The organism is Clostridium magnum DSM 2767 (assembly GCF_001623875.1).
GTDB classification, from domain to species: Bacteria; Bacillota; Clostridia; order Clostridiales; family Clostridiaceae; genus Clostridium_AM; species Clostridium_AM magnum.
In genome coordinates this window covers 80,062-105,168 of sequence record NZ_LWAE01000003.1, presented here as the reverse complement: position 1 = coordinate 105,168, position 25,107 = coordinate 80,062, and the positions used below count along the sequence as shown (strand labels likewise).

Genomic DNA, 25,107 nt, shown 5'->3' with positions numbered 1-25,107 from the left:
TTAAATGTCGAGTAAAAAGAAGAAAAAACTGACGCCTACTCAACAACAGTATCAAAGTTTTGCTCAAGAAAGGGAGCCTAAAAGACCAGCTTTGATAAATTGTATAAAAGCTTTTATTGTTGGAGGGAGTATATGTGCATTTGGTCAGGGATTACAATTTATGTTTATAAAATATTTTAACTTTACTGAAACAACAGCGGGAAATCCTACTTCAGCAGTGCTTATAATGATTTCAGTTCTCTTAACTGGATTAGGTGTATATGATCATATAGCTCAATTTGCAGGAGCAGGAACCGCTATTCCTGTTACTGGTTTTGCCAACTCTATTGCATCTGCTGCTATCGAACACCAAAGTGAAGGATATGTGTTAGGTGTAGGTGGCAATATGTTTAAGATAGCGGGACCGGTAATTACTTTTGGAGTTTTTTCAGCTTTTGTAGTCTCTATTATTTCAGTAATTATTAAATGGTTAGGCGGGATGTAAATGATAAAAGGTCATCAATCTTGGATTTTTAACTCTAAACCTAGTATTTTAGCTTCTGCTGCTGTTGGAGGTCCTTTTGAATCAAAAAGTAATTTTGCTGCAGATTTTGATATTCTTCATGAGGACATATGGTTAGGCCAAGATAGCTATGAAAAGGCTGAAAAAAAATTATTAGAAGAGGCCTGCGATTTAGCAATAAAAAAGGCAAATGTAAAAAAAGAAGATATTCACTTTTTTATAAGTGGAGATTTAATGAACCAAATAATAACTAGCAGCTTTGCAGCTAGAACCCTAGCTATACCCTATCTTGGAATTTTTGGTGCTTGCTCCAGTTCTATGGAAGGGCTAGCGGTAGCAGCTCAATTGATAGATAGTAATGCTGCTGAATACGTGGTATGTGGAACTGCCAGCCATAATGCAGCAGCTGAAAAACAATTTAGATATCCAACGGAATATGGAGGACAAAAACCTCCTACAGCACAATGGACGGTAACAGGTGCGGGTGCTGCCGTAATAGGTAGACATACAAGTGGTCCTAAAGTTACATCCGCTACTATAGGAAGAGTTATAGATATGGGTATCTCTGATCCATTTAATATGGGAGCGGCTATGGCCCCCGCTGCAGTTGATACTATCGAAGCGCATTTTAGAGACTTAAATATCGATCCATCCTACTATGATGTTATTGCCACTGGGGATTTAGGTTCAGTAGGCCATTCAATTGCTGGTGATCTATTAATCAAACATGGTATAAAAATACCGGAAAATGTACTAACTGATTGTGGAGCTATTATATATAAGGATGACCAGCCGGTTTTTGCTGGAGGTAGTGGGTGTGCGTGTGCTGCTACTAGTACTTATGGACATTTCTTAAATGAAATGCGTAAGGGAAATTTAAAGAAAATACTAATAGTAGCAACTGGAGCATTGATGTCTCCAATGTCATATCAACAAAAAGAAAGTATACCTGGTGTTGCCCATGCAGTATCCATAGAAATGTAAAGGTGAGGTGTTTATAGCATTATGGAAAAATTTATTTGGGCTTTTATAGTAGGTGGAGGAATATGTGTTATTGGACAGATTATGATGGATGTATTTAAGCTTACACCAGCACATACAACCTGTACTCTTGTTGTTGCAGGAGCTATACTAGGCGGTTTGGGACTATATGATCCATTAGTGAAACTTGCAGGAGCAGGAGCTTCCGTACCTATTAGCAGCTTTGGTAATGCTTTATTAAAAGGAGCATTGATGGAAGCAGAAGAATATGGAATAATCGGAGTGCTCACTGGGATATTTGAAGTTACTAGTGCTGGTATCTCATCTGCATTAATTTTTGGATTTATAGCAGCATTAGTATTTAAACCAAAGGGGTAACTACTAATAAAATTAAGTATAAATTTTGTGAAATTACTAAGAATATATAAATATATGCAGTAATTTTTATTTATTCTCTTGAAGGGGGGTGTGTATCATGACAGTAGGAACTCAGATGCAGCAAGCAATTGCTGGAATTCAAAGTGCAGCAGCTACTATGAAGACATTTGCATTACAAACTGAAGATAAGACAGCAAAACAAGAATTTCAAGAAATTGGTCAAAACTTAGATTCTGCACTTGAAGTTTTAAAAGGCAGACAGCAATATATTGAAGAGCAAGAACCTCAATATAAGCAACAGTAATTATTATATAACTGCAATTTTGTAATAAATGATTTATACAAAAATATACATAGGTTTTTGTATAAAATTTTGTTCTTAATAATGTGGAAAAAAGCAATTGGTATGCAAAAAGTTTCCGTATGAGTTTTAAATTATAAGTTGCAGTTATATAAGAACTAAAGTTTAAGACTTTTCATTTTGTCAATTTGTACATTTATAATATTTTTGGTATAATTAAGTTATGAGATATTGGCATGTCTATCAAAACCAATATCTCTATTTGTTTTTTTATTTATACTATATTAATACATATTGAATTTTAAATTTGAATTCTTATTTAAAATCATTTAAAATAGTTAGATTAAAGGACGGATTTTAACTACTGAAATAAAGAGGTTGATGAATATGAGGAAAGTAATAATTGCTGAAAAACCATCTGTTGCAAAAAATATTGCTGATGCATTTAAAATAAAGAAAAGAAATGATGGGTATTTTGAAGGTGAAGAGTATTTAGTTACATGGGCTTTTGGACATCTATTACAACTTTTAGATGCAAAAGATTATGATGAAAGTATGAAGGGGTGGAGAATGGATAAATTCCCTTTTATACCAGAACAATTTAAATATAAAGTAAAGTGCGATAGTTATAACAGAAATGCTGAAGATAAAGGTGCTGCTAAACAGTTGGGAATAATAAAAAATCTAATAACTAGAGAGGATGTTAATGCAGTTATATCCGCAACGGATTATGATAGAGAAGGTCAAGTTATAGCCGATGAACTTTTTTTATATTTAGATGTGAAAAAGCCCATTTACAGATTGCTGCTAAATGAATGGACAGAAGATGAAGTGAAAAAAGGCATGAGTAATTTAAAGTTAAATTTAGAGATGCAACCTTTGCAAGATGCGGGTATAGGCAGACAATTGGCTGATTGGATTATTGGTATTAATCTTACATCAGTTGCTACCCTAAGGTATGGCTTTGAAGATAATAAAATTATTAATATAGGAAGAGTTTTACTTCCAACACTTAAAATTATTTATGATAGAGATAAAGAAATAGAGAACTTTCAAGCATCAACATATTATAAATTGATAGCAAACTTTAAAACAAAAGCCAACGTAGAATTTGAAGGACTTTATTATGAGAATAGTAGTGAAAAATTTGATGTTAAAGAATACTTAGATGAAGTCTCTAAAGTATTAAAAGATAAAAGTGCAATTGTAGTTGATAAAGAAATAGAAAAAAAGAGAGAGTACCCTTCACCGTTATTTAACCTTTCAAACTTACAAGGATATGTTACAAGTAAATACAAAGGTTGGACATCAGATAAGGTTTTAAAGGTAGCTCAAGGTTTATACGAAAAGAAGTTTATTACTTATCCAAGAACAGCTAGTGTTGTATTAGAAGAAAGTTTAAAAGATAAGGCAAAGAAGGTATTGGAAACTTTAAAAAAAGGACTACCATATGAGAAAGATATAAAGTTTAATAGTTCTAAAAGAGTTTTTGATAATTCAAAGGTTGAGAGTCATAGTGCGATCACTCCTACATATGTTATACCTAAAAATCTTAGTAAAGATGAAGAAATAGTCTATACTGCAGTTAAAAATAGATTTATAATGCAATTTATGCCAGTAGCAGAGTTTGAAGAAACTAAAATCACTATCAAAGTATATGATGAAAAGATTCCAGGAGAATTTGTTGCTAAAGGTAGGGTTCAAATCGTAGAGGGGTGGAGAGTAGTAGAAAAAATTGAATCAAAAGATACTATACTTCCTCTCGTAATTAAAGATGAAATTCTTAGTGTAGTAGATAACAAAGTGAGTGCAGTTACTAAAAAACCACCAAAATATCATACAGAAAAAACTCTACTTAGAGTAATGGAGACTTGCGGTAAAAGTTATAAAGAAGATAGCGAAGAAGAGTCAGAGGAAATGATGAATGCCATTTTAAGCGGTTTTAGTATAGGAACACCAGCAACTAGAGCAGAAACTATAAAAAAGCTCAAAGATATTGGCTACATTACAACAAAAGGGAAGAGTTTAAAGTGTACGGAATTAGGGGAGACTATTGTAGAAATTTTTCCTGCTAAGGAGTTATTGGATCTTGAATATACAGGTAGATTAGAGAAAACTTTATCTGATATAGAAAAACAAAAGTTTAATAAATCTGATTTTCTAAAACTAATTTGTGAATTTACAATTAAGTCAGTGAATGAAATTAAAAAAGATACTTCATTACTTCATAAGTTTAAAGTTGAACTTCCAGAAGGTTCTGTTGAAATCGGAAAATGCCCTGAATGTGGTAATCCAATAATCGAAGGTAACAAAGGGTTTGGTTGTTCTAATTGGAAAAATGGATGCAAATATACTATTTGGAAAGATGATAAGTATATTCAGTCATTTAATAAGAAGGTAACGAAAGAGATGGTAGAACTACTACTGAAAAACGGAAAAGTTGGATTTAGAAATTTAGTAAGTAAAAAAGGGAATATTTTCACTGCTTACTTAAGATATGAAAAAAATAAGGAGACCGGATATTATAATTGGAAACTTGAATTTATTGATTAAAACTAACTGTTTATTTGCTAAATTATAATTCATAATAAACTACATATTTTATTGTAAAAATTAGACATGGTAGGTGATACTTATGAAGGAACATATAATAGGTGTAATATCTGATACTCATGGCCTACTAAGAGTGGAAGCAATTGAAGCTCTTAAGGGGTGTGAGCTTATAATTCATTCGGGTGACATTGGGGATTTGAATGTATTGAAGAAATTAAGAGAAATTGCACCAGTTGTGGCTGTAAGAGGGAACTGTGATAAAGGAACATGGTCAGATGAACTTAAAGAGAGTGAAGTTGTAGAGGTAGGAGATGTTACTATCTATATTATTCACAATATAGACGATCTAAGCTTAGATCCTGTTGCAACTGGATTAAGAGTAGTTATTAGCGGTCATTCACATAAACCTCATAACTATACTCGGGATCAGGTTTTATATTTAAATCCCGGAAGTGCAGGTCCTAGGCGTTTTAAATTGCCAGTTAGCGCAGCGGTATTGAAAATCAGCAGTAACTCTATGGCTGCAGAATTGATTCATCTATCCGATGACTACCCGTTTAAATAATAATAGAATATTCTTAGTATATATAATAAATATTATGTAAATAATTCCAATGTTAAGTAAATTTAAGCTTAACCAATAAAAAATACCACACAACAACCTAACATAAAAATTATTAGATTATTGTGTGGTATTAAAACATGTTATCCTTAGTTGGTAATGAATATGAAATTTTATATTGTTAAAAAATCATATTTCAGTCAATTCAAAAGTGTTTTCCCGTATATTTTTATACTTTCTCTTTTAAAAAATAAAAAAATAAAACTTTTATATGTTAATTATGCATATTCTCTATCTTCTTTGTTTTTATCTATTAGAATTTACTTGTTTTTTAATATTTTTGATTATCTAATTTACTGATATGTTGTACCGACATAAACTCTAGAGTAATTTATCCGAAGAATTCGGGTTCGCTCTGATGGTCAGCTCTAATAGCTTTTCGTAAAATAGTAAGATCAATTTTTTGCTTATCAGTAAAGAAAGGGCAGGGGTAGTGTGCGCCACAAGAATCGCATTCTAAATATTCCAGCGACTCTGTTTGTTCTCTATTATCAAACAGAAAGGGGAGAGAATCCTCTTTATTACTGTTTATATTTGATTCAGGTGTATTAAGTTCATAGGTATAAACGTAGGTTGCTTGTCGTTTCATTTTAAAATGCTTACTATTACATTTAGGACATATTAAAGTATCTTCAATATTCAATTTAAAACATCCTTTCTAAGATTAGTCTATTTCTTTAGTTTTTCTTTATTCATAATTTATATTCCAAAAATCAGTAGAGTTTAGTGAAGGTTTCAATTTATGTAATTGAATAGAAGTAAGAGTATTAGTATAATTTTCAAAACAAAGGGATACCTCAAGATTTATAGATTTAACAACATATAGTATTTGTTTGAAGATATTTAATACTATATGTTGCATGTAAAATCTACTTTGAGACATCCCTTATAAATTATTTTTTCTTAGTATTCTTAGATCCCTTAGATTTCTTATCACCATTTTTAGTCGAACCACTTTTGCTTTTACCTTTATCCGGCACTATAATTACCCCTTAATAATAGAATTAGTTAATCCTATGAAATAATAGGTAAAAATATAACTATCATAAGGTGAGTATACTACCATACTTAAAACAAAATTATAAATATTATGGTTGCTATTTGAAGCAAGATCTTAATTCAGATGAGGATTCTTTTATCCGATCTGAATTTTAGAGCTGCGAATGCATGGCTTACTTGACGTTGGACTCCCACTTGAAGAAGTAGGAGTCTTACGTCAAGTTAGTCATGCTAAACAGCAACACTACCGCTCCATTTACCACATCTATCACCAAAAAATCCTACAGTTGATTTGCTGCCAAGTATTTTTACTACTTCACATCTATTAGAGCATCCTTCACATTCAAAGCTTTTTGAAACGAATTTGGTATCAGCTAAGTCAAAGCCCTTGAAAGCTGTTGCTTTATTAGTTTTTTCTAAATACTCTTTAGCTAAGATTGCAGAACCTATTGCACCCATTACTTTATAGTTTTGAGGAACCGTTACATCTGATCCTAGAGCGTTTTCAAATGCAGTTTTGATTCCTATATTTGCTGCAACTCCACCTTGAAAGAAAATTTTGGATTTTATATTTTTTCCTTTAGCTACATTGTTAAGATAATTTCTAACTAAGGCTTCGCAAAGACCACGGATGATGTCATTTTCGCTATATCCCAACTGTTGTTTGTGTATCATGTCAGATTCGGCAAAAACAGCACATCTTCCAGCTATTCTAACTGGATAAGTAGACTTTAAAGCGTAGTCTCCAAATTCTTCGATGGGTATTTCAAGCCTCTCTGCTTGTCGATCTAGAAAAGAACCAGTTCCAGCTGCGCATACTGTATTCATTGCAAAATCAGTAACTATGCCATTGTCTAGTAAGATTATTTTAGAGTCCTGTCCGCCAATTTCAATAATAGTTTTAACTGAGTTATCTGTGTTTAGAGAAGCAACTGCATGAGCTGTAATCTCATTTTTTACTACGTCTGCACCTATTATTGAAGAAGAAATTTGCCTTCCGCTGCCAGTAGTCCCAACCCCTATAATTTCCTTATTAGAAAACTTTTCTTTTAATATTTTAAAACCTTCTTGAATGGCGTTTATTGGTCTTCCTTTTGTTCTTAGATATAATGATTCTACTACATTGATATTCTTATCTACAATTACAATATCTGTGCTGACAGAACCAACATCAATTCCCATATAATACATTTTCTTTTCTCCTTTCAAGCAAATCTAAAAATGCTTCAATCCTAGTTATATAACCTGCTTCTCCAGTCATTTCATCAACGACTAGAGTTAAAATAGGAAAATCTTTATCCTTCGATATTGAGGGGAGGATGGCTTTGGAAACAATTTCAGGCATGCATCCCATAGGAAATATCTGAATTGCACCATCAAAACCTTTTTCTTTTGCAAGTACTGTTTCACCAATGCATTCTCTTGCATGCCCTCCGATATAGAGTGGTAAATATTCTCTAGATGCTCTTCTGATATCCAGTGAGTTTAATTTTAAAGGCAATAGAGTAAGATTTTTTAGCCACCAACTAGGAGAAAGGTGTCTCTTAGTCGAAACTCCGTAGTCCATAAGTTTATCTTCTATGTAAAGGTTGGAAAAAGGTTCTATAATCGTATAGATTTCGCCGATTATAGCAATTTTTATTGGATCCTTTCTTTTATCAATATGTATATTGCTAATTTTTTTTTCATACTTTTTAAAATGAACTAACATTTCTTCAGGACTATTGCATTTAAAGGCTTCAGTTTTGCATTGATTTAGAAGATTTTTGCATTCGCCTTTATTTATTTCGTATCCTGAAAGAAATCTAGCTTTCTCTTCAATTCTATCTATTAAGTGAATAATGCTATTTGCGTAATTCAATATCTTAAGTTTTTCAACAGTGCTTTTACTACTATTTGTTGTTATTTTGCCAATCCTATTAAATAACTCTTTTATACCTATATCCTTTGGAGCATCTAAAACTATAAACTCTAGATTATAGCCTAATTTTCTTAATAGGTTCATTTGAAGCTCGCAATATTCTCCAAATCTACAGGGGCCACAACTACCAACAAATAAAATTGTATCAGCTCCTTGTTTGATACTTTGTATGTAATTACCAATCATAATCTTGAAAGGCAGACATATTTCTTCTGGAGAGTGTAGCGATCCTATTTCTAATGCATCTCTATTACTTAGCGGAGGTATTATATAATCAACTTCTAATCCATCTAATAAAGCTTTTATAGCAAAGCATGCATTACCAAGATGGGGAAACGTTATTTTCATATTAACCACATCTCCTTTCTAGCATATCAGCAAAGGCTTCTAGCCTTGTATCAAAACCAGCTTCGCCAGTATGTTCATCTATTTTTAATATCAAAAGAGGAAAATCACCTAATCTATCTTTAATTAGTTCTATTACAACGGAATCTATACCACAGGCAAAGGATGAAATGTATACTATTCCATCTATTTTATTATTTTCCGCTAGATAGGTTGAGAAGCCATAAGAATTTTTAGCAAAAGACCAGAAGGGCTTTTTGAAAAGATCTTTTACTTGATTATTTATAATATCAGTTTCGATATTCTCTTCGGATATTATACCTATATCGAGTCTATTTAGTTTTTTTACTACATCCATATTTGTAAAATTATCATAAATATTATAGGGATGACCTACTAGTGCTACATTTAAGTTAAAGTTTTCATTTTTTATACTGCATTTATATTCCTTTTGTTTATTTAGAGATATTTTGTAGGCTTTATCAATTTTTAAATAATTTTTAGTAAATAATAAGCCTACATTTCTTGCCCAGCTCTTTAGTTGTTTTTCTGATGAAGCGTAAATAGGAGAAATAATGGTCTTAGGCATCCCTGGTATAGTGTTTAGAACCATTTCAGGCAGCCCGCAAAACTTTGGGCAAATGAATTCCTTTTTATCAATCTGCATAATGCGAGGAATAAACATAATATCGCACTTATCTTTCAGATAAGCAACGTGTCCGTGAAAAACTTTAACTGGTAAACACGCTTCGTCTACACAATACTTAACTCCTGAATCTAATATTTCCTTATTAGTATCAGGGGAGGTTATAATTTCTGCACCAAGCTCTGTAAAGTAACTTTCTATAAAAGGATAGTATTTGTAATATAATAATCCTTTAGGTATACCAACTCTCATTAATAATTCTCCTTCAACAAATAATAAAATTATGTAACTCACATTTGTATATTTTGCCTTATTATATAAATTTTATTCATTTTAATTTACTATGGATTTGTACGATAAAATTCATTATAGAATTTTTAGATTGTACATAAATAGGATAAAAGTTTTTTTAATTTAATTTTTTTTAAATAAAAGACATACTAGTTATGTTTATGCAAAACCAAATAATTCAAAAAAATACATTTTATTTATTGTTGCCTTCCGTATAGGGAAGAGTAGGGGATAAAAGAGAAAATTGCTTCCACAAACTTATCACCAAATTGTGGAAATATGATAAATTAAAAAATATCCACATTTTACCTAAAGTTAATTTGGTTTAAGAAAAAAATATTTGCAGAAAAAAATTCATTTGTACTGCAAGGTTATTTTGAGAAACTAATTGAGAATATTATCAATTGAAATTCTTATGTAGAAATATAAGAAAGATTAAATTACAATTTTATACATTAAATATCAAAAATATTAACGGATTTTCAAAAATGAATTTTAAGTTAAATAATGACGAATTTGTATTTTGTATACTTTTAAGATATAGATATTTCAATAAATATAAGCTGAAAAAACAAGGATATATAATAATTACTGAATTTATCTAACAAATTATTATATATAAGCAGGAATTTTCATTCTTTATGTAGAATATTATATTCGCTAAATACACATTTAGCGAAGTTGATGATATTTTTAGAGAAGGGAATGGCTTAAACATGCAATACAATTTAAATCATATCTATGACCCTGACATACCTGAGTGTATGAATGATTTTTTAAACTACTTAGGCACTATCCGTGGAAAGTCAAAAAATACTATGGATGGCTACAAATTCGATCTTATTATGTTTTTCAAATTTTTAAAACTTTACAAAGGAAAAGTTCCAAATGATAGTGAATTTGATCAAATTAAAATCAATGACATTGAAGATGATTTTATAAGAAAGATAAAATTAAGTGATCTATTTGCGTTTATATCCTTTGCGGAGAACTACAGAAATAACGGAAGCTATGCTAGAGCTAGAAAGGTTGCAACACTAAAGTCTTTCTTTAAATACCTTCATGGTAAAGCTAAAATTATTGATGAAAATCCAGCATCAGAATTGGAGTCTCCTAAAATCAATAAAAGAAATCCTATATATCTAACATTAGATGAAAGTAAGGATTTATTAAATTCTATTGATGGCAAATATAAAGAAAGAGACTATTGCATAATTACTTTATTCTTGAACTGCGGCCTAAGACTTTCTGAATTATGCGGAATAGATATATCAAGAATCAAAGGCGATACACTAACTGTAGTAGGAAAAGGTAATAAAGAACGTACGGTATACCTTAATAGAGCTTGCTTAAAAGCTATAGATAACTACTTACAGGTACGAAATGAAGACTTTGATAAGATAAAGGATAGAGATGCTCTATTCATAAGTAAAAATCACACTAGGATTAACAAGAGGTCTGTAGAACTTTTAGTAAAGAAATATATAGAAAAGGCAAAATTAGATACTGAAAAGTATACACCTCATAAATTAAGACATACCGCTGCTACATTAATGTATAAGTACGGTAATGTGGATATTAGAAGCCTTCAGAAAATTTTAGGCCATGAGAATGTATCTACCACTCAAATATATACCCATGTTGACGACGAAAAGCTGAGAGAAGCAGTTAAATCTAATCCTTTAAGTGATGAATACGATGATTAAGGTTTTTGCTATATCACCTTGCTTTCTTAGAAAATTTTTGTTCCTTTAGATAGAACTCAGTCTCTGTTAATAAAATTTAAAAATTGATATCTTTTTGAAATACGAAAATGATCAACTATTTATATATTTGAATAGTTGATCATTTTCAAAATTAGTTATGAGTAATTCTTTTTGTATGAATTTTTATTCTTTTAAGAACTTTATAATTATGTAAATTTACTTAAAGGCTCTATGATGCTATTTAGCTAGTTGTTTTAATAGTCTTTTTTAATTCTATAAAATCCCGGGAATTCTTCATTGGCAATTTCACTTAATCTGTCGTCATCCTCAAGAAGTTCGCTTAAACCTTCTACATCGTCGATATATTCTATATTCTCATCTTCAAAATCATTTTGTGCATATATATCCTCTAATGTTTCTTTAGTATTTTCTTCTTTATCATCATGATCATCTAGATAATCTTCAAGAATATTATTATATCCATCCTCTTCGTTATTATCTTCGGATAAATGATAATGAATATCATCTGAATTTGAAACCTTTGAGCTTTCCTCTAGTTCGTTATTATACTCTTTAGCCTCTCCTTCACTTTCAATAATTTCATCTATTTTTATCCCTTTCATATCAAAACCATCTTTTTCTAAACATTTACCACAGTTATTGCACTTTTTATTTGAATTTAAATCACATCTCTCGCATTCACCACAGTTATCACACGGCTTTTTTTCTTTAAATATACAGTATTCTCTATTCATAGTTACTTCCTTTCTCTTTTCATATATACTATCCTAAAAAAAGGTCCAAATATCATTATACATAAAATATTAAGAAATCCCAAGGTATTTCAATAAAAATATTTTTTAAGTCTAAATTTATAATCTGTATAACAATAGAACATAAGTTTGATATTTGTTTCCTTATATGATATAATTCAATATAAGTAAATTAGAGGGGTGTTTTTATGGCCGAACACAAAAGTACTAAACAAGTTGAAGTTTATGAATTCATAAAAAATCAAATTAAAGAAAAAGGGTATCCCCCTTCAGTAAGGGAAATTTGTGCAGCTGTTGGATTAAAATCCACATCTACAGTTCATGGTCATCTTGAAAGACTAGAAAAGAAAGGTCTTATAAGACGAGATCCTACGAAACCTAGAACTATTGAAGTTGTAGAAAACTCTCTTAATAGAAAAGAAATGATTAATGTTCCTATTTTAGGTACAATAACTGCAGGGCTGCCTATACTAGCTGTGGAAAATATAGAAGATACCTTCCCCTTACCAGTTAACTACATAAAAAGCAATAAGGATTTGTTTATTTTAAAAGTAAGTGGTGAAAGTATGGTTGAAGCTGGCATATTAGATGGTGATTTTTCAATAATAGAAAAATCTAATTCAGCTAATAACGGAGAGATAGTTGTTGCACTAATTGATAACGAAGCAACTCTTAAAAGATTTTTTAAGGAAAAGGATCACATAAGATTGCAACCTGAGAATAAAAATATGTCCCCTATTATTGTGCCTGAATGCCAAGTAATAGGAAGACTAGTTGGAATTTATAGACAATATTAAAGATAAGAGTCAAGTTTTATAGCTTGACTCTTATCTTATTATTATATGACTTTTGATAGTGCTATAAGTATTCCTATCTTAGCATGATCAAAAGTTAATCCACCTTGTAGATATGCAATATAAGGTTCTCTAATAGGTGCATCTGCAGATAATTCAATTGAAGCTCCTTGTACAAAGGCTCCCGCTGCCATAATAACTTGATCTGAATACCCAGGCATTTCCCATGGTTCGCATTGCACAAAAGAATCAATAGGAGATCCTAGTTGAATTCCTTTGCAGAAATTTATAAGCTTTTCTTTATCATTAAATTTTATAGCTTGAATTATATCGCTTCTCTTATCTGTATATTTAGGCAGTACTTCAAAGCCAGCAAGTTCCATTATTCTAGCACAGAAAAGAGCGCCTTTTACAGCTTCTATAGCTACATGTGGAGCAAAGAATAGTCCTTGGTATAAAAGTCTCATTACACCAAAAGTAGAACCACACTCCCCTCCTATTCCAGGTACAGTTAATCTGTAAGCTGCTTGAGTAACACATTCCTCTTTACCTGCTAAATATCCTCCGGTAGGTGCTATTCCACCACCGATATTTTTGATAAGAGAGCCAGCTACTAAATCCGCTCCTACATCAGTAGGCTCTTTAGTATCTAAGAATTCTCCGTAACAATTATCTACAAAACATATTACTTCAGGTTTTATACCTTTTACAAAATCTATGATTTCTTTAATTTGAGATACTAGCAAAGACTTTCTCCATCCATATCCAGTAGACCTTTGGATATGAATTAACTTAATACTCTTATCATCTTCTAATTCAGTTTTTATCTTATCGTAATTTATTTTTCCTTCAGAAGTTAAATCTACCTGTTTGTAGTTTACTCCATATTCCTTTAATGATCCTATGTTTTTCTTGTCACTTATTCCTATAACATTATGTAGTGTGTCATAAGGAGTTCCGCATACTGACATCATCGTATCTCCAGGTCTTAGATTCCCAAACAATCCAGCGCCTAGTGCATGTGTCCCATTAACAAAGTGAGGTCTAACTAGAGCGCTTTCACAATTAAAAATCCTAGCATAGACTTTATCTAGTGAATCTCTGCCTATGTCACCATATCCATATCCTGAAGAATTGGTGAAATGAGCATCACTTATTCTCTCTTCTTGAAGTGCATTCAAAACTTTCAATTGATTATACTCTCTTATTTCATCATATTTTGAAAACTCTTCATTTACATCATCAATAGCTTGTTCATAAAGATCAATTACATTATCACTTATCCCATAGCTATTCTTAAGATATTCTTTTGTTAAATTAATCATTTTTATAAAAAACCTCCTGTAAAACAAAGCAATTACCCTGGTATAATGGATTCCAGTTCAGTGATTATAATACCATATAAAAAAAGAATAGGCAATTATTAGCCTATTCTTATACTTCTCCTTCAGGAGCATTATTAAATAAAACTGGTTTTAAAGGTGTAATAGTAGAAATGGCATGCTTATATACCATCATTTGTCTTCCTTCACAATCTAAAACAACTGTAAAACTATCAAACCCTTTTACATTACCTCTTATCTGGAATCCGTTAGTTAAATGTATAGTAACTGGTGTTCTACCCTTTCTTGCTCCGTTTAAAAATATATCCTGCAAGTTATTAACTGTTTTACTCATTATCCTCACCCTCCGTATTTTTAATTATAATATATTCTATAAATATAGCAAAATTCCTTTTACTTTTATAAAGAATTTGCTTCTTTAATAGCGTTACATTTTAATAGGCTTAACTGATCAATTATATTTTGTACTATTTCATCATCACAATTAAACTTATCTTTATCTATCCAGATTACTCTTTTATCTTTTCTAAACCAAGTTAACTGCCTTTTAGCATAATTCCTGCTTCCCTTTTTAATTAGATAGATAGCTTCCTCTAAGGATATGTTTCCATCTAGATAGTACAATATTTCTTTATAACCAATTCCTTTCATAGACTGCATATCTGCAGTGTATCCCATAGATTTAAGCCTCTTAACCTCATCTATGAGACCTTTCTCCATCATAATATCTACTCTTCTATTTATTCTATCATAAAGCTTATCCCTATCCATATTCAAAACAAAATAAAATACGTTATAGGGTATGTCGTAAATGTCATTTTCTTCATTAAACTGACTTATAGTTTTATCGGTAAGCTTATATACTTCTAGAGCCCTTATAACTCTTTTTAAATCGTTAGGATATAATCTGTTATAGGATTCTATATCTACATCTCTTAATAGATTATGTACATATTCCTTACCCTTTGTTTGCGCTAAGTGTTGAAGATAAGTTCTGTATTCTTCATCATTACCAGCTTCAGTAAAATCATAATTATAGATTAATGAATTTATATATAAACCAGTACCACCTACTAGCATTGGAAGTTTTCCTTTACCACTTATTATATCAATGTTTTCCTCAGCTATTTTTTTATATTCAGAAACGTTAAAGTTTTCATGTGGTTCAACTATATCTATAAGATAATGAGGTACATCTTGCATTTCATCTTTAGTAACTTTTGCAGAACCTATATCCATGTATTTATATATTTGCATAGAGTCCGCTGATAGTATTTCACCATTTAGCCTCTTAGCTAACTTTATAGAGATATCAGTTTTTCCTACTGCAGTAGGTCCTGCTAGTATAAATAAATCTTTCATAAAATCCCCCTAAACTACTGAATTCTCTTAAACTTTTTCTCTAATTCAGTTAAAGTAAATTTAATTATTGTTGGTCTCCCGTGAGGACAAGTAAAGGGATCATCTATAAATCTCAAATCTTCAATTAATGACTTCATTTCTACATTTGATAAGTTGTCATTAGCCTTTATAGCTGCTTTGCATGCAAGTTTAGCTATAGTATTATACTTTACTTCCCATGTTTCACCAGACCCCATATTCTTTAAGTTATTTAGTATATCAATAAATAAATCCCTAACATTTGGCTTTCCTAATATAAAAGGAACTTCCCTTATACTTATTGTATTATCGCCAAAAATCTCTATATTAAATCCTGTATTTATAAAAGTTTCACTATTTTCAATATAGATACCATATTCATCCCTTGTTAGTTCAATAACTATTGGTGTTATAAGCACCTGAGACATAATATTATGTTCTATGATGCTTTTTTTATATTTTTCAAATAATATTTTTTCATGGGCAGCATGTTGATCTATGAGGTATAGTGTATCCAGCCATTGCGCTAAAATATACGTGCTATGAAATTGCCCTATAACATTAAAAGGTGGAAACTTAGCGATGTTTGCTTCTCTTATCTGAGTATTTGGAACTTCTTTTTGCTGCTCTCTTAAAATATCTTCAACTTTCACTTCCGAAGTTCCAGCAATTTCTATACTATTAGGTAAACTCTTTTTACTATCATTATTTAAATTGTATTGTATTTGATCATCTCTTTTTTCATAAAAAATAGAATCATAGCCTATATTATTACCAATCTTTTCACTTCTATAAGTATTTTCACTAAAAGTATTTAAGTCTATTGGAAGTTGAATATTTTCAGTTTTGATTGGCTCCTTCTCTATTTCGGTTTTTGATAATTCATTATCACTTTTTTCTATATCAATATTAGGCAGTTCACCGTAAGGTATATTAAAAGTATCTTTTAAGCTATTTCTTAAGGCTTCATGGACTGCATCAAAAGTTAGTTTGAAAATCTGTCTATCATCACTAAATTTTATTTCTGACTTAGTAGGATGCACATTTACATCAATAAACTCTGGAAATATGTCTAAAAAAACTATAAAAAAAGGAAACTTGTTTATTGTTAAAAATGATTTAAATGCATTTTCCACAGCGGCAGTAATAAGTTTATTTTTTATATACCTCTTATTTACAAATATACTTTGGTTATTTCTGCTCCCTCTACTTATTTCCGAGTTGCCTACATACCCATGTATAGATGCTATATCAGTATGTTTTTCAAAACTAGTTATATTTTCACTGATGGATTTTCCATATACGGAGCGTATAACATCTATTAATTTTCCTGTTCCATAAGTATTAAGTCCTTTTTTGTTATTGTTTGAGAATTTAAATGCTATGTCCGGGTTCGCTAGAGCAAGCCTATCTACAATATCAGATATATATGAGCCTTCTCTACTTGTGGTTTTTAAAAATTTCTGTCTTGCCGGAACATTAAAAAATAAATCATTAACTTCTATAATAGTACCAACATTACAACCAGCATCTTGTATACTATTCACTACTCCTCCACTAATAGAAATCTCTCTACCAAAATCTATATCTTCTACTCTACTTCTTAATACTGTATTAGAAACAGAGGCTATACTTGGTAAAGCTTCTCCTCTAAAACCCATAGTATCTATGCTATATATATCATCTATACTACTTATCTTACTGGTGGCATGTGGCATAAAAGCTTTTTCTATGTCATCAGGATGAATACCATGACCATCATCGATAATTTTTATGCTTTTTTGTCCACCTTCTAATATTTCTATAGCAATATTTTTAGCCTTTGAATCTATACTATTCTCTAGCAGTTCTTTAACTACAGAAGCGGGTCTTTCAACAACCTCCCCTGCAGCTATCTTATTAGAAGTTTCTGTATCTAATAAATTTATTCTTCTCACAGTATCACCACCTTTATAAGTTAAGTTTAAATTCTATGAATAAACTATAAGGATTTTGCTTTCTTTATTATATCATAAAGTTTATTAAATCCATCCATAGGTGTCATATTTAAAACATCTATTGAAGCGATTTCTTTAACTAGATTCTGTTTTTCAATATCAGCAAAATTCATTTGCATAGATACATCTACCTCTAAAGTGTTTTTACTAACATTAGAAGATTTAACTGAAGTATTTATTGCAGATTCTTTTATCGATTCCTCTACTACAACCTCAGTACTATTTTCTTTCTCATTAGATTCTACTTTGTCTACTGCAACTTCCCTTAAATTAGATATATCTTCTATATTTATATCGCTGCCATTTTCTTTTTCTATTCTTTCTAGTATATGTTTTGCTCTATTTATAACCTCTTCAGGTAGCCCCGCTAGTTTAGCTACCTCAATACCGTAAGATTGATCCGCTCCTCCCCTTACGATTTTACGCAAAAATACAATATCACTGCCAATTTCTTTAACAGATACAGAGTAATTTTTTACTCCTTCTAGAATTCCCTCTAGTTTTGTTAGTTCATGATAGTGAGTAGCAAATAATGTCTTACATTTCAATTTACTGTTTCCGGAGATATATTCAATAACAGACCAAGCAATACTTAGCCCATCATAGGTACTAGTTCCTCTACCTACCTCATCAAGTAAGATAAGACTCTTATTAGTTGCATTTTTTAAAATATTTGATACTTCCCACATTTCTACCATAAATGTACTTTTACCAGCGGCTAAATCATCTGAAGCGCCTATTCTTGTAAATATCTTATCACAAACAGCAATCACAGCTTTCTTAGCGGGTACAAAGCTTCCAATTTGAGCCATAAGTACAATTAAAGCCACCTGTCTCATAAAGGTAGACTTACCAGCCATATTAGGTCCCGTTATAAGCAATAGTTGTTCATTGGAAGTATTTATATGAGTATCATTGGCTACAAAATTTCCAGATGGTATCATTTTTTCAACTACAGGATGTCTTCCTTCTTCGATAAATAGTTCTTCTGAATTAGTTATTTCAGGCTTAATATAGTTATTTTCTAAAGCGATAGTACTTAGTGAACTCAAACAATCTAATTCTGCTATTATTTTTGCAGTTACCTGCATTCTATCAACTTGCGCTTCTATTTTTTCCCTAACTTGAATAAAAATTTCATACTCCAAATTAACTAACTTTTCTTCAGCGCCTAAAATCTTATCTTCCATTTCCTTTAATTCAGGAGTTATAAATCTTTCTGCATTAGCTAATGTTTGCTTTCTTATATATCTACCTTCAGGTATTAAATTTAAATTGGTTTTTGTTACCTCAATATAGTATCCAAACACTTTATTATAGCCAACTTTTAATGACTTAATGCCTGTTACATCCTTTTCATTGCTTTCGAGAGAAGCAATCCACTCTTTCCCATGGGCTTTAGCAGTTTTTAACTCATCTATCTCTTTATTATATCCTTCTTTTATTAGGTTTCCTTCTTTAACTGATATAGAAGGATTATCTAATATAGCTTCATCTAGTATTTCATAAATATCCTTTAATTCATCTAAGTTACTATACATATTATTTAGCAAATTGCTTTTGAAGCTGGATAGTATGTTCTTTACTGCTGGTATTTTTTCTATAGAATTTTTAAGTGATATAAGCTCTTTGGCATTAACGCTTTTTGAAGATATCTTACCAACTAGTCGCTCTATATCATATATTTCTTTAAGTGCATCCTTTAAATCTTCATGAGCAGATATATTATTTAAAAGCTCTTCTACAGAATTAAGTCTTTTTTGTATTGCTTTCTTATCTATTAAAGGCTGCTCTATCCATTTTCTAAGTTGCCTTCCTCCCATAGCAGTATTAGTTTTATCCATTACCCAAAGCAAAGAACCTTTTTTACTCTTTTCTCTTAGACTTTCAGTAAGTTCTAAATTTCTTCTTGAATTGCTATCTATAGTTAGGTAATCAACTATATTATAGTACTCCATTTCATTTATATGAGGTAAAGGTATCTTTTGCGTGTCTATTACATAGCTCAAAAGGCCATTACAAGCTTTTATTAATGTATCCGTATATTCGCCTTTATCAAAATTTGAGAACTGACTAACCAATGTTTCTTCTGCGTCTGTTGTAAACATCTGATCTGGTAGTCTTGTAAAGGATACATTAAATCTTTCTTTTATTTGTTCACATATTTTATCATCAAGATTATCTTGAATTAGAATCTCCTTGGGATTATATTTAGATATTTCATCTAATATAATAGATAAATCATACTGAGTATCAGTACAGCTAAATTCTCCTGTTGAAATATCTGCAAAACTTAAAGCAACTAAATTTTTGTTACTATCTACATATAAGCTCATGATATAGTTATTTTTGTTATCTTCTAAAAAAGATGAATCCGTATATGTTCCCGGTGTAACTACTTTTATAATACCTCTTTTAACAATCCCTTTTGACGCAGAGGCATCTTCAAGTTGCTCACATATAGCGATTTTATAGCCTTTATTAACTAATCTACTTATATAAGAATTAGCGGCATGGTAAGGTATTCCGCACATTGGTGCTCTATTTTCTAAACCACAATCTTTTCCTGTTAAAACTAGCTCCAGCTCTTTGGAGACTTTTTCAGCGTCTTCGAAAAACATTTCATAAAAATCACCTAATCTAAAAAATAAAATACAATCCTTACAGCTTTCTTTAATTTCAAGATATTGCTGCATCATTGGAGTTAAACCCATATTAATACCTCCTCTAAATAAATTAAGAACTGGAAGTTGAAAATTAGAAATAAAACACCCTTATCCCCAATTTCTACTCCCAATTCTCAATTAAACTAAATCTGTTCTCCAACCAGTGAGAATGAATTTGCTTTAGTTATTTTAACATTAACTAGTTTTCCTATACTTCCCTTATCACCAGTAAAGTTTACTAATTTACCTGTTCTTGATCTTCCCATTAGTTTAGCTTCATCATTTTTACTTAGACCTTCCACTAATACATCAATAATTTTGCCTTCATATTCCTTATTTTTCTGAGCGGAAGAAGCATTTATAACTTCTACTAATCTATTAAATCTATCGTGTTTTACAGTATCATCTATTTGATCTTCCATTTCATCAGCTGGAGTTCCTTTTCTTCGTGAATATATAAAGGTAAATGCTGAATCATACTGAACTTCTTTAGCAAGACTTAAAGTTTCTTCAAAATCTTCTTCTGTTTCCCCTGGAAAACCTACTATTATATCAGTAGATATAGCCACATCAGGTATAGCTTTTTTAATTTTATATATTAAATCTAAATATTGTTCCTTAGTATAGTTTCTATTCATTTTCTTTAGTAGGTTTGTTGATCCAGATTGTACTGGAAGGTGTATATACTCACATAATTTATCACATTCAGAGATGGCTTCTATTACATCATCCGTTAGGTCCTTAGGATGAGAGGTCATAAATCTAACTCTTTCTAGATTTTCTATTTTGTTAATTCTTCTTAGTAGTTCTGCAAAGGTAACCTTTGGTTCTAAATCTTTACCGTAAGAATTAACATTTTGTCCAAGCAGTGTGATTTCCTTGTATCCCTTTGATACTAAATCCTCTATTTCTTTTTCAATATCCTCTGGCTTTCTGCTTCTTTCTCTACCTCTTACATATGGAACTATGCAGTAAGTACAAAAGTTATTGCAGCCATACATTATAGTTACAAAGGCTTTAACATCACTTTCTCTATCTATTGGAACTCCCTCAACAATTCCGTCCTCTTTATCCTGTACTTCTATAACTGATTTAGCTTCTTGCTTAACCCTATTTAGATATTCAGGGAACTTGTAAGCATTGTGGGTACCAAAAAGAATGTCTACAAAAGGAAATCTTTTAATTATTGCCTCTGCCATATCCTTTTGCTGCATCATGCATCCACATACAGCTATAATAAGTTCTGGATTTTTTTCTTTTAGTTTTTTTAGTGCACCTAAGTTACCATATACCTTAAGCTCAGCATTTTCTCTAACACAGCATGTATTAAAGATAATTAAATCTGCATATTCTCTAACTAGTGCTTTAGTATAACCTTGTTTTTTCAGCATACCAGATAACTTCTCTGAGTCTTCTTCGTTCATCTGGCAACCCCAAGTTTCTATAAAAAATTGTTTGTTTTTTTTCTTAATTTGTAACTCCTTCATTAGTTGATTCACCTCATAAATAATTGGACTTATTTTTGCCCTGTATTTGACCTTTTACATTATACTATATTTTTTTACTAATATCTATTTTTTGTTGATTTAATATATCAGTTTTTGTAATAATTATTAAACTTCTTTAATCTTATAAGAACTCTAACCTATTGTTTTAGGAATGTATTAATATCCAGAAAATTCACATATATGATTAAAATATTTACTTTGTTATAATAATTGAAATTATCAACATTTTCTATAATTTTTAATAAAATGTCAAAAAAATTTATGAATTTTTATAAAACTACTATAAATATATTGAATTAGAAGGAGTTTCCGAAGATTTAAAGAATAAAAATATATTGAATTTTATTTTATTTTGAAATTTTTATAGAATTTTGTTATTTTATGTTTATTAAATTTAATGCATAACTATAATGATTTATAAAGTAAATACATATCATATATTTAAATATTAAAAGAAAATTCATTAAAATTTAATTTAACAATACAATGACAGCCTAAAAAAATTAAGCTAATAATGATTTGACTTAAATTTTATAAGATTAGTAAGTTCTGTCATTGTATTCATAAGAAATTTTTAGGTTAAAATTAAGTAATTTATTAATTATTATTGAGTTTTATTGTAAATATTTAAAATTGTTAGCAAATGTAGTATTATAAGATTAAAGAATAATATCATTGAATAGTATGAAAATTAAAGCGATAAATGATATGTACATACTGTAAATTACATTTTTGGGGGGATTTTAAATGAATAAACCAATATTATCAAATCATTTCAAAAAAAGGATGCCATCAGACGTAAGACTTGGTCAGATGAAATTTGCGGAACGTAAAGAGAAACCCGCATTAATCAATGTAGCAATCGGAAATGTATCACTTCCAACAAATCCTGCTATGCAGAAAAGAATGTTTGAATTGAATGCGCCTGAAAGCCCATTTGCAAAAGGTGTTATACGATATTCAGGAACTGTTGGTATAGATGAAGCTCAGGCGGCATTTAAGAACATTCTTAAATGCGAAGGGTTTGATACTAGTAAATTATTTGTTCAAGTAACTGATGGCGGATCTAGTGGTATGGAACTGTTGTTACTTGGAGTTTGTGGAGATGCAGGCACTGGGGACAGACCTCTTATGATGATTGATCCAGCCTACACAAATTATATCTCTTTTGCAGAAAGAATTGGACGTAAAACTGTTACAGTAAAACGTCATTTAAACGAAGAAGGAAAGTTCAGCCTTCCTGAATTAGACAAAATCGAAGAAACTATTAAAGAGCACAATCCAGGAGCGCTTCTTGTAATACCTTACGATAATCCTACAGGCCAGTACTTCGATTATCCAGCTCTTAAAGAACTTGCTAAACTATGTGTAAAATATAATATGTGGATGGTGAGCGATGAAGCTTATCGTGAATTGTATTATGATGAGAATACTGATTTAGTAAGCATCTGGGGACTCACTGATGCAGATGTGCCTGGCATAGAAGGTAGAAGAATAAGCATCGAGACTGCTTCAAAGGTGTGGAATGCCTGCGGTTTAAGAATCGGAGCTATCATCACTGATAATGCAGAGTACCATACTCAATCAGTAGCTGAATACACTGCAAATCTTTGTGCTAATGTAATCGGTCAGTATATATTTGGAGCACTAGCTCATGAAAGTAAAGAAAGCATTGCTGGATGGTGCAAAGGTCTTCGCGACTACTACAAGAAAATTATGTTTAAATTATATAATGGCATGAAGGAACTAGAACCTGGTCTTATTGTTTCTAGCCCTGATGCATCTATATATTCAGTAGTTGATGTTAGAAATGTTGTAAAACCAGGATTTGATTCAATAGACTTTGTTATGTATTGTGCACAGAAAGGTTCAGTAGATTATAACGGAGTAGAAACAACTCTTCTAGTAGCGCCTTTGAAAGGCTTCTATGACCTTAAACCAGGTGAACCTAATCCAGGAAGCACTCAGATGCGTATAGCTTTCATAGAATCTCCAGAAAACATGGAAAAGGTTCCAGAGTTATTCATTAAACTTTTAAGACAGTATGAAGCTCAACGATAAAATTTGCAATTAGATCACGTGTACCCCCTATATTTTCAAATATAGGGGGTACACAAATTGTTAACTATTTTATAAATATAACTTTACATAAAACAAGTTTTTGAAATAAACTGTTTAAAATATACGTATAAAATCTTTCTTTTAGGTGACACTATACCTAAAAGGAGGGGTATGTTATGTACGATGCTAAAAATTTTGAAGAAGTAAAAAAAGAAAAAGATAGTCTAAGATGCGAATGTATTGGAGATAGAGCATATTTTAGACAAATTCAATACGAATCTATGTTTGAATTTAAAACTGCTCATATTCCAGTGGAAAACGTAATAAAATAATTAAAAAGTTTTTTAAGATATAAATAATTTAAAAAATGAGATTACTTGCTATAGCAATTGAAGAATATAAAAAAGCCACAAATAATTAATAGCCTCACGATATAAATCGTGAGGCTATGTTTTTAATTTCCAGTTATATATTTCATTTATAATTTTAAATCCAGTTGATTCATATAAATTTAATGCTATTTTATTTGAAGTTTTTACTTTTATCATTACATCACTAAATCCGTTGTACTTTATAATTTTAATAAGGTAGACTAAAAGAGCTTTGCTATAACCCTTTCCTCTAGACTCTTTTAAAATACCGAAATTAACTATTACAGGAACGCTATCTTCTATTATTACTTGACCATATCCTATGTAGTTACCATCCTTTTTAATGAATACTGATCCTTTATCAAAGTAATATGTTTGTACCTCATCAAGATAGATATCCTCTATAGATAATGGTATTCTATCTTCATTTTTAAATATATCGTTCTGCAGCTCACATCTTTTCTGCTCATCTCTACCCTTCTTTAATATTTCAAACTCTAAATTTTCCATTATTAATAAAGGCATATTTTCTTCTATACTTAAATGGAGAACAAAAGTACCTTCTTTTTGGATAAAACCCATATGTTTTAAAATATCAAAATTATAACTATTCTTCTCACAATTATAATTTATATTGCAATTTTTTTTCAGAGTATCTAATAAGTACTTAAATAATAAATATTTATTGGAATTCTTTTCAGTATTTAAAATATTTAAAGCATTTATTGTATACACATTAATATCATCCAATTCAGTCCAAATATAACCTATATATCTAGAGTCGTTTTTTAGTAGTTTCACCCTATGTCTTAAAAATATTTGTTGTGCAAAATTACAACTGTCGTATACTTCAAAGAAGTCTCTATTTAGCGTGTTAAAATCATTCTTGGCTTTATTTAGTTTTCTGAACTGGTCTAAGTTTCTCATATTCAATCCTACACACTTATACATATAATCTATCCTCGTAGT

The 25,107-nt window shown here is 30.5% G+C and carries 22 protein-coding genes; 10 read left to right on the top strand and 12 right to left on the bottom strand.

Annotated elements, in window-relative coordinates; translation table 11 throughout:
• Window positions 1-4: 4 nt before the first annotated feature.
• The 6 genes from spoVAC (at window position 5) to CLMAG_RS13910 (ending at window position 5,280) form a co-directional block, all read left to right on the top strand.
• Window positions 5-484 (top strand): stage V sporulation protein AC, encoded by a 480-nt coding sequence (gene spoVAC, locus CLMAG_RS13935; RefSeq protein ID WP_066623418.1) that lies wholly within the window; start codon window positions 5-7, stop codon window positions 482-484.
• Entirely contained in the window at window positions 485-1,486 is a 1,002-nt protein-coding gene (gene spoVAD / locus CLMAG_RS13930; protein ID WP_066623416.1) for a stage V sporulation protein AD, read from the top strand.
• A gap of 21 nt (window positions 1,487-1,507) precedes the next feature.
• Window positions 1,508-1,861, top strand: coding sequence for a stage V sporulation protein AE (spoVAE, locus tag CLMAG_RS13925; protein ID WP_066623411.1), 354 nt, complete (start codon window positions 1,508-1,510; stop codon window positions 1,859-1,861).
• A gap of 97 nt (window positions 1,862-1,958) precedes the next feature.
• Window positions 1,959-2,165, top strand: coding sequence for a DUF1657 domain-containing protein (locus CLMAG_RS13920; protein ID WP_066623405.1), 207 nt, complete (start codon window positions 1,959-1,961; stop codon window positions 2,163-2,165).
• A 384-nt stretch (window positions 2,166-2,549) separates the two neighbouring features.
• On the top strand, window positions 2,550-4,715 hold the full coding sequence (locus tag CLMAG_RS13915) for a type IA DNA topoisomerase (RefSeq protein ID WP_066623402.1): 2,166 nt from the start codon (window positions 2,550-2,552) through the stop codon (window positions 4,713-4,715).
• Between the two features lie 82 nt (window positions 4,716-4,797).
• Window positions 4,798-5,280: a metallophosphoesterase family protein gene (locus CLMAG_RS13910; RefSeq protein WP_066623395.1), complete on the top strand. Its 483-nt coding sequence runs from the start codon at window positions 4,798-4,800 to the stop codon at window positions 5,278-5,280.
• A 388-nt stretch (window positions 5,281-5,668) separates the two neighbouring features.
• On the opposite strand, the gene CLMAG_RS13905 is transcribed toward CLMAG_RS13910, so the two are convergent.
• The 4 genes from CLMAG_RS13905 to CLMAG_RS13890 all read right to left on the bottom strand — a co-directional run bounded on the left by CLMAG_RS13905 (window position 5,669) and on the right by CLMAG_RS13890 (window position 9,500).
• On the bottom strand, window positions 5,669-5,980 hold the full coding sequence (locus CLMAG_RS13905) for a hypothetical protein (protein WP_082831933.1): 312 nt from the start codon (window positions 5,978-5,980) through the stop codon (window positions 5,669-5,671).
• A 587-nt stretch (window positions 5,981-6,567) separates the two neighbouring features.
• Window positions 6,568-7,527: an acyl-CoA dehydratase activase gene (locus tag CLMAG_RS13900; RefSeq protein WP_066623393.1), complete on the bottom strand. Its 960-nt coding sequence runs from the start codon at window positions 7,525-7,527 to the stop codon at window positions 6,568-6,570.
• Entirely contained in the window at window positions 7,508-8,605 is a 1,098-nt protein-coding gene (locus tag CLMAG_RS13895; protein ID WP_066623391.1) for a 2-hydroxyglutaryl-CoA dehydratase, read from the bottom strand. The genes CLMAG_RS13900 and CLMAG_RS13895 overlap by 20 nt, the downstream gene beginning before the upstream one ends.
• Window position 8,606: 1 nt before the next feature.
• Window positions 8,607-9,500 (bottom strand): acyl-CoA dehydratase activase-related protein, encoded by an 894-nt coding sequence (locus CLMAG_RS13890; protein WP_066623385.1) that lies wholly within the window; start codon window positions 9,498-9,500, stop codon window positions 8,607-8,609.
• 755 nt (window positions 9,501-10,255) lie between these two features.
• Here CLMAG_RS13890 and CLMAG_RS13885 point away from each other — a divergent pair.
• Window positions 10,256-11,245, top strand: a complete 990-nt coding sequence (locus CLMAG_RS13885) for a tyrosine recombinase XerC (protein ID WP_066623383.1) — start codon at window positions 10,256-10,258, stop codon at window positions 11,243-11,245.
• A 254-nt stretch (window positions 11,246-11,499) separates the two neighbouring features.
• Here CLMAG_RS13885 and CLMAG_RS13880 read toward each other — a convergent pair whose 3' ends face one another.
• The gene (locus CLMAG_RS13880) at window positions 11,500-12,000 is read right to left on the bottom strand and encodes a hypothetical protein (RefSeq protein WP_066623380.1); all 501 of its coding nucleotides are present in this window, start codon (window positions 11,998-12,000) and stop codon (window positions 11,500-11,502) included.
• Window positions 12,001-12,206: 206 nt separating this feature from the next.
• Between CLMAG_RS13880 and lexA the strand changes: the two genes are divergently transcribed.
• On the top strand, window positions 12,207-12,815 hold the full coding sequence (gene lexA, locus CLMAG_RS13875; protein WP_066623378.1) for a transcriptional repressor LexA: 609 nt from the start codon (window positions 12,207-12,209) through the stop codon (window positions 12,813-12,815).
• Window positions 12,816-12,856: 41 nt separating this feature from the next.
• On the opposite strand, the gene CLMAG_RS13870 is transcribed toward lexA, so the two are convergent.
• From CLMAG_RS13870 to miaB, 6 genes are all read right to left on the bottom strand, one after another.
• Window positions 12,857-14,137, bottom strand: a complete 1,281-nt coding sequence (locus tag CLMAG_RS13870) for a methionine gamma-lyase family protein (protein ID WP_066623375.1) — start codon at window positions 14,135-14,137, stop codon at window positions 12,857-12,859.
• Between the two features lie 109 nt (window positions 14,138-14,246).
• Window positions 14,247-14,489 (bottom strand): RNA chaperone Hfq, encoded by a 243-nt coding sequence (gene hfq / locus CLMAG_RS13865; protein ID WP_066623372.1) that lies wholly within the window; start codon window positions 14,487-14,489, stop codon window positions 14,247-14,249.
• Between the two features lie 65 nt (window positions 14,490-14,554).
• Window positions 14,555-15,517 (bottom strand): tRNA (adenosine(37)-N6)-dimethylallyltransferase MiaA, encoded by a 963-nt coding sequence (gene miaA / locus CLMAG_RS13860; protein WP_066623369.1) that lies wholly within the window; start codon window positions 15,515-15,517, stop codon window positions 14,555-14,557.
• Window positions 15,518-15,531: 14 nt separating this feature from the next.
• Window positions 15,532-17,472 carry a DNA mismatch repair endonuclease MutL gene (gene mutL, locus CLMAG_RS13855; RefSeq protein ID WP_066623366.1) on the bottom strand — a complete coding sequence of 647 codons (1,941 nt, stop codon included), beginning with the start codon at window positions 17,470-17,472 and terminating at the stop codon, window positions 15,532-15,534.
• Window positions 17,473-17,516: 44 nt separating this feature from the next.
• The gene (gene mutS, locus CLMAG_RS13850) at window positions 17,517-20,246 is read right to left on the bottom strand and encodes a DNA mismatch repair protein MutS (RefSeq protein WP_066623365.1); all 2,730 of its coding nucleotides are present in this window, start codon (window positions 20,244-20,246) and stop codon (window positions 17,517-17,519) included.
• Between the two features lie 95 nt (window positions 20,247-20,341).
• A complete protein-coding gene (miaB, locus tag CLMAG_RS13845) occupies window positions 20,342-21,685 on the bottom strand; it encodes a tRNA (N6-isopentenyl adenosine(37)-C2)-methylthiotransferase MiaB (RefSeq protein ID WP_066623364.1) in 1,344 nt (447 codons plus the stop codon).
• A gap of 768 nt (window positions 21,686-22,453) precedes the next feature.
• Here miaB and CLMAG_RS13840 point away from each other — a divergent pair.
• Both CLMAG_RS13840 and CLMAG_RS33000 read left to right on the top strand, forming a co-directional pair.
• The gene (locus CLMAG_RS13840) at window positions 22,454-23,767 is read left to right on the top strand and encodes a pyridoxal phosphate-dependent aminotransferase (RefSeq protein ID WP_066623361.1); all 1,314 of its coding nucleotides are present in this window, start codon (window positions 22,454-22,456) and stop codon (window positions 23,765-23,767) included.
• 176 nt (window positions 23,768-23,943) lie between these two features.
• A complete protein-coding gene (locus CLMAG_RS33000) occupies window positions 23,944-24,099 on the top strand; it encodes a hypothetical protein (protein WP_169809804.1) in 156 nt (51 codons plus the stop codon).
• Between the two features lie 114 nt (window positions 24,100-24,213).
• Here the strand turns inward: CLMAG_RS33000 and CLMAG_RS13835 are convergent, their stop codons facing one another.
• Entirely contained in the window at window positions 24,214-25,089 is an 876-nt protein-coding gene (locus CLMAG_RS13835; RefSeq protein ID WP_066623358.1) for a GNAT family N-acetyltransferase, read from the bottom strand.
• Window positions 25,090-25,107 lie beyond the last annotated feature (18 nt).

Coding starts and splice junctions, on each gene's coding strand:
- CLMAG_RS13920 (WP_066623405.1), top strand. CDS start 1,959: ATGACAGTAGGAACTCAGATGCAGCAAGCAATTGCTGGAATTCAAAGT.
- spoVAC (WP_066623418.1), top strand. CDS start 5: ATGTCGAGTAAAAAGAAGAAAAAACTGACGCCTACTCAACAACAGTAT.
- hfq (WP_066623372.1), bottom strand. CDS start 14,489: ATGAGTAAAACAGTTAATAACTTGCAGGATATATTTTTAAACGGAGCA.
- CLMAG_RS33000 (WP_169809804.1), top strand. CDS start 23,944: ATGTACGATGCTAAAAATTTTGAAGAAGTAAAAAAAGAAAAAGATAGT.
- mutS (WP_066623365.1), bottom strand. CDS start 20,246: ATGGGTTTAACTCCAATGATGCAGCAATATCTTGAAATTAAAGAAAGC.
- CLMAG_RS13900 (WP_066623393.1), bottom strand. CDS start 7,527: ATGTATTATATGGGAATTGATGTTGGTTCTGTCAGCACAGATATTGTA.
- CLMAG_RS13835 (WP_066623358.1), bottom strand. CDS start 25,089: ATGTATAAGTGTGTAGGATTGAATATGAGAAACTTAGACCAGTTCAGA.
- CLMAG_RS13870 (WP_066623375.1), bottom strand. CDS start 14,137: ATGATTAATTTAACAAAAGAATATCTTAAGAATAGCTATGGGATAAGT.
- lexA (WP_066623378.1), top strand. CDS start 12,207: ATGGCCGAACACAAAAGTACTAAACAAGTTGAAGTTTATGAATTCATA.
- CLMAG_RS13840 (WP_066623361.1), top strand. CDS start 22,454: ATGAATAAACCAATATTATCAAATCATTTCAAAAAAAGGATGCCATCA.
- miaB (WP_066623364.1), bottom strand. CDS start 21,685: ATGAAGGAGTTACAAATTAAGAAAAAAAACAAACAATTTTTTATAGAA.
- CLMAG_RS13880 (WP_066623380.1), bottom strand. CDS start 12,000: ATGAATAGAGAATACTGTATATTTAAAGAAAAAAAGCCGTGTGATAAC.
- spoVAD (WP_066623416.1), top strand. CDS start 485: ATGATAAAAGGTCATCAATCTTGGATTTTTAACTCTAAACCTAGTATT.
- CLMAG_RS13895 (WP_066623391.1), bottom strand. CDS start 8,605: ATGAAAATAACGTTTCCCCATCTTGGTAATGCATGCTTTGCTATAAAA.
- CLMAG_RS13885 (WP_066623383.1), top strand. CDS start 10,256: ATGCAATACAATTTAAATCATATCTATGACCCTGACATACCTGAGTGT.
- miaA (WP_066623369.1), bottom strand. CDS start 15,517: ATGAAAGATTTATTTATACTAGCAGGACCTACTGCAGTAGGAAAAACT.
- CLMAG_RS13910 (WP_066623395.1), top strand. CDS start 4,798: ATGAAGGAACATATAATAGGTGTAATATCTGATACTCATGGCCTACTA.
- spoVAE (WP_066623411.1), top strand. CDS start 1,508: ATGGAAAAATTTATTTGGGCTTTTATAGTAGGTGGAGGAATATGTGTT.
- CLMAG_RS13890 (WP_066623385.1), bottom strand. CDS start 9,500: ATGAGAGTTGGTATACCTAAAGGATTATTATATTACAAATACTATCCT.
- CLMAG_RS13915 (WP_066623402.1), top strand. CDS start 2,550: ATGAGGAAAGTAATAATTGCTGAAAAACCATCTGTTGCAAAAAATATT.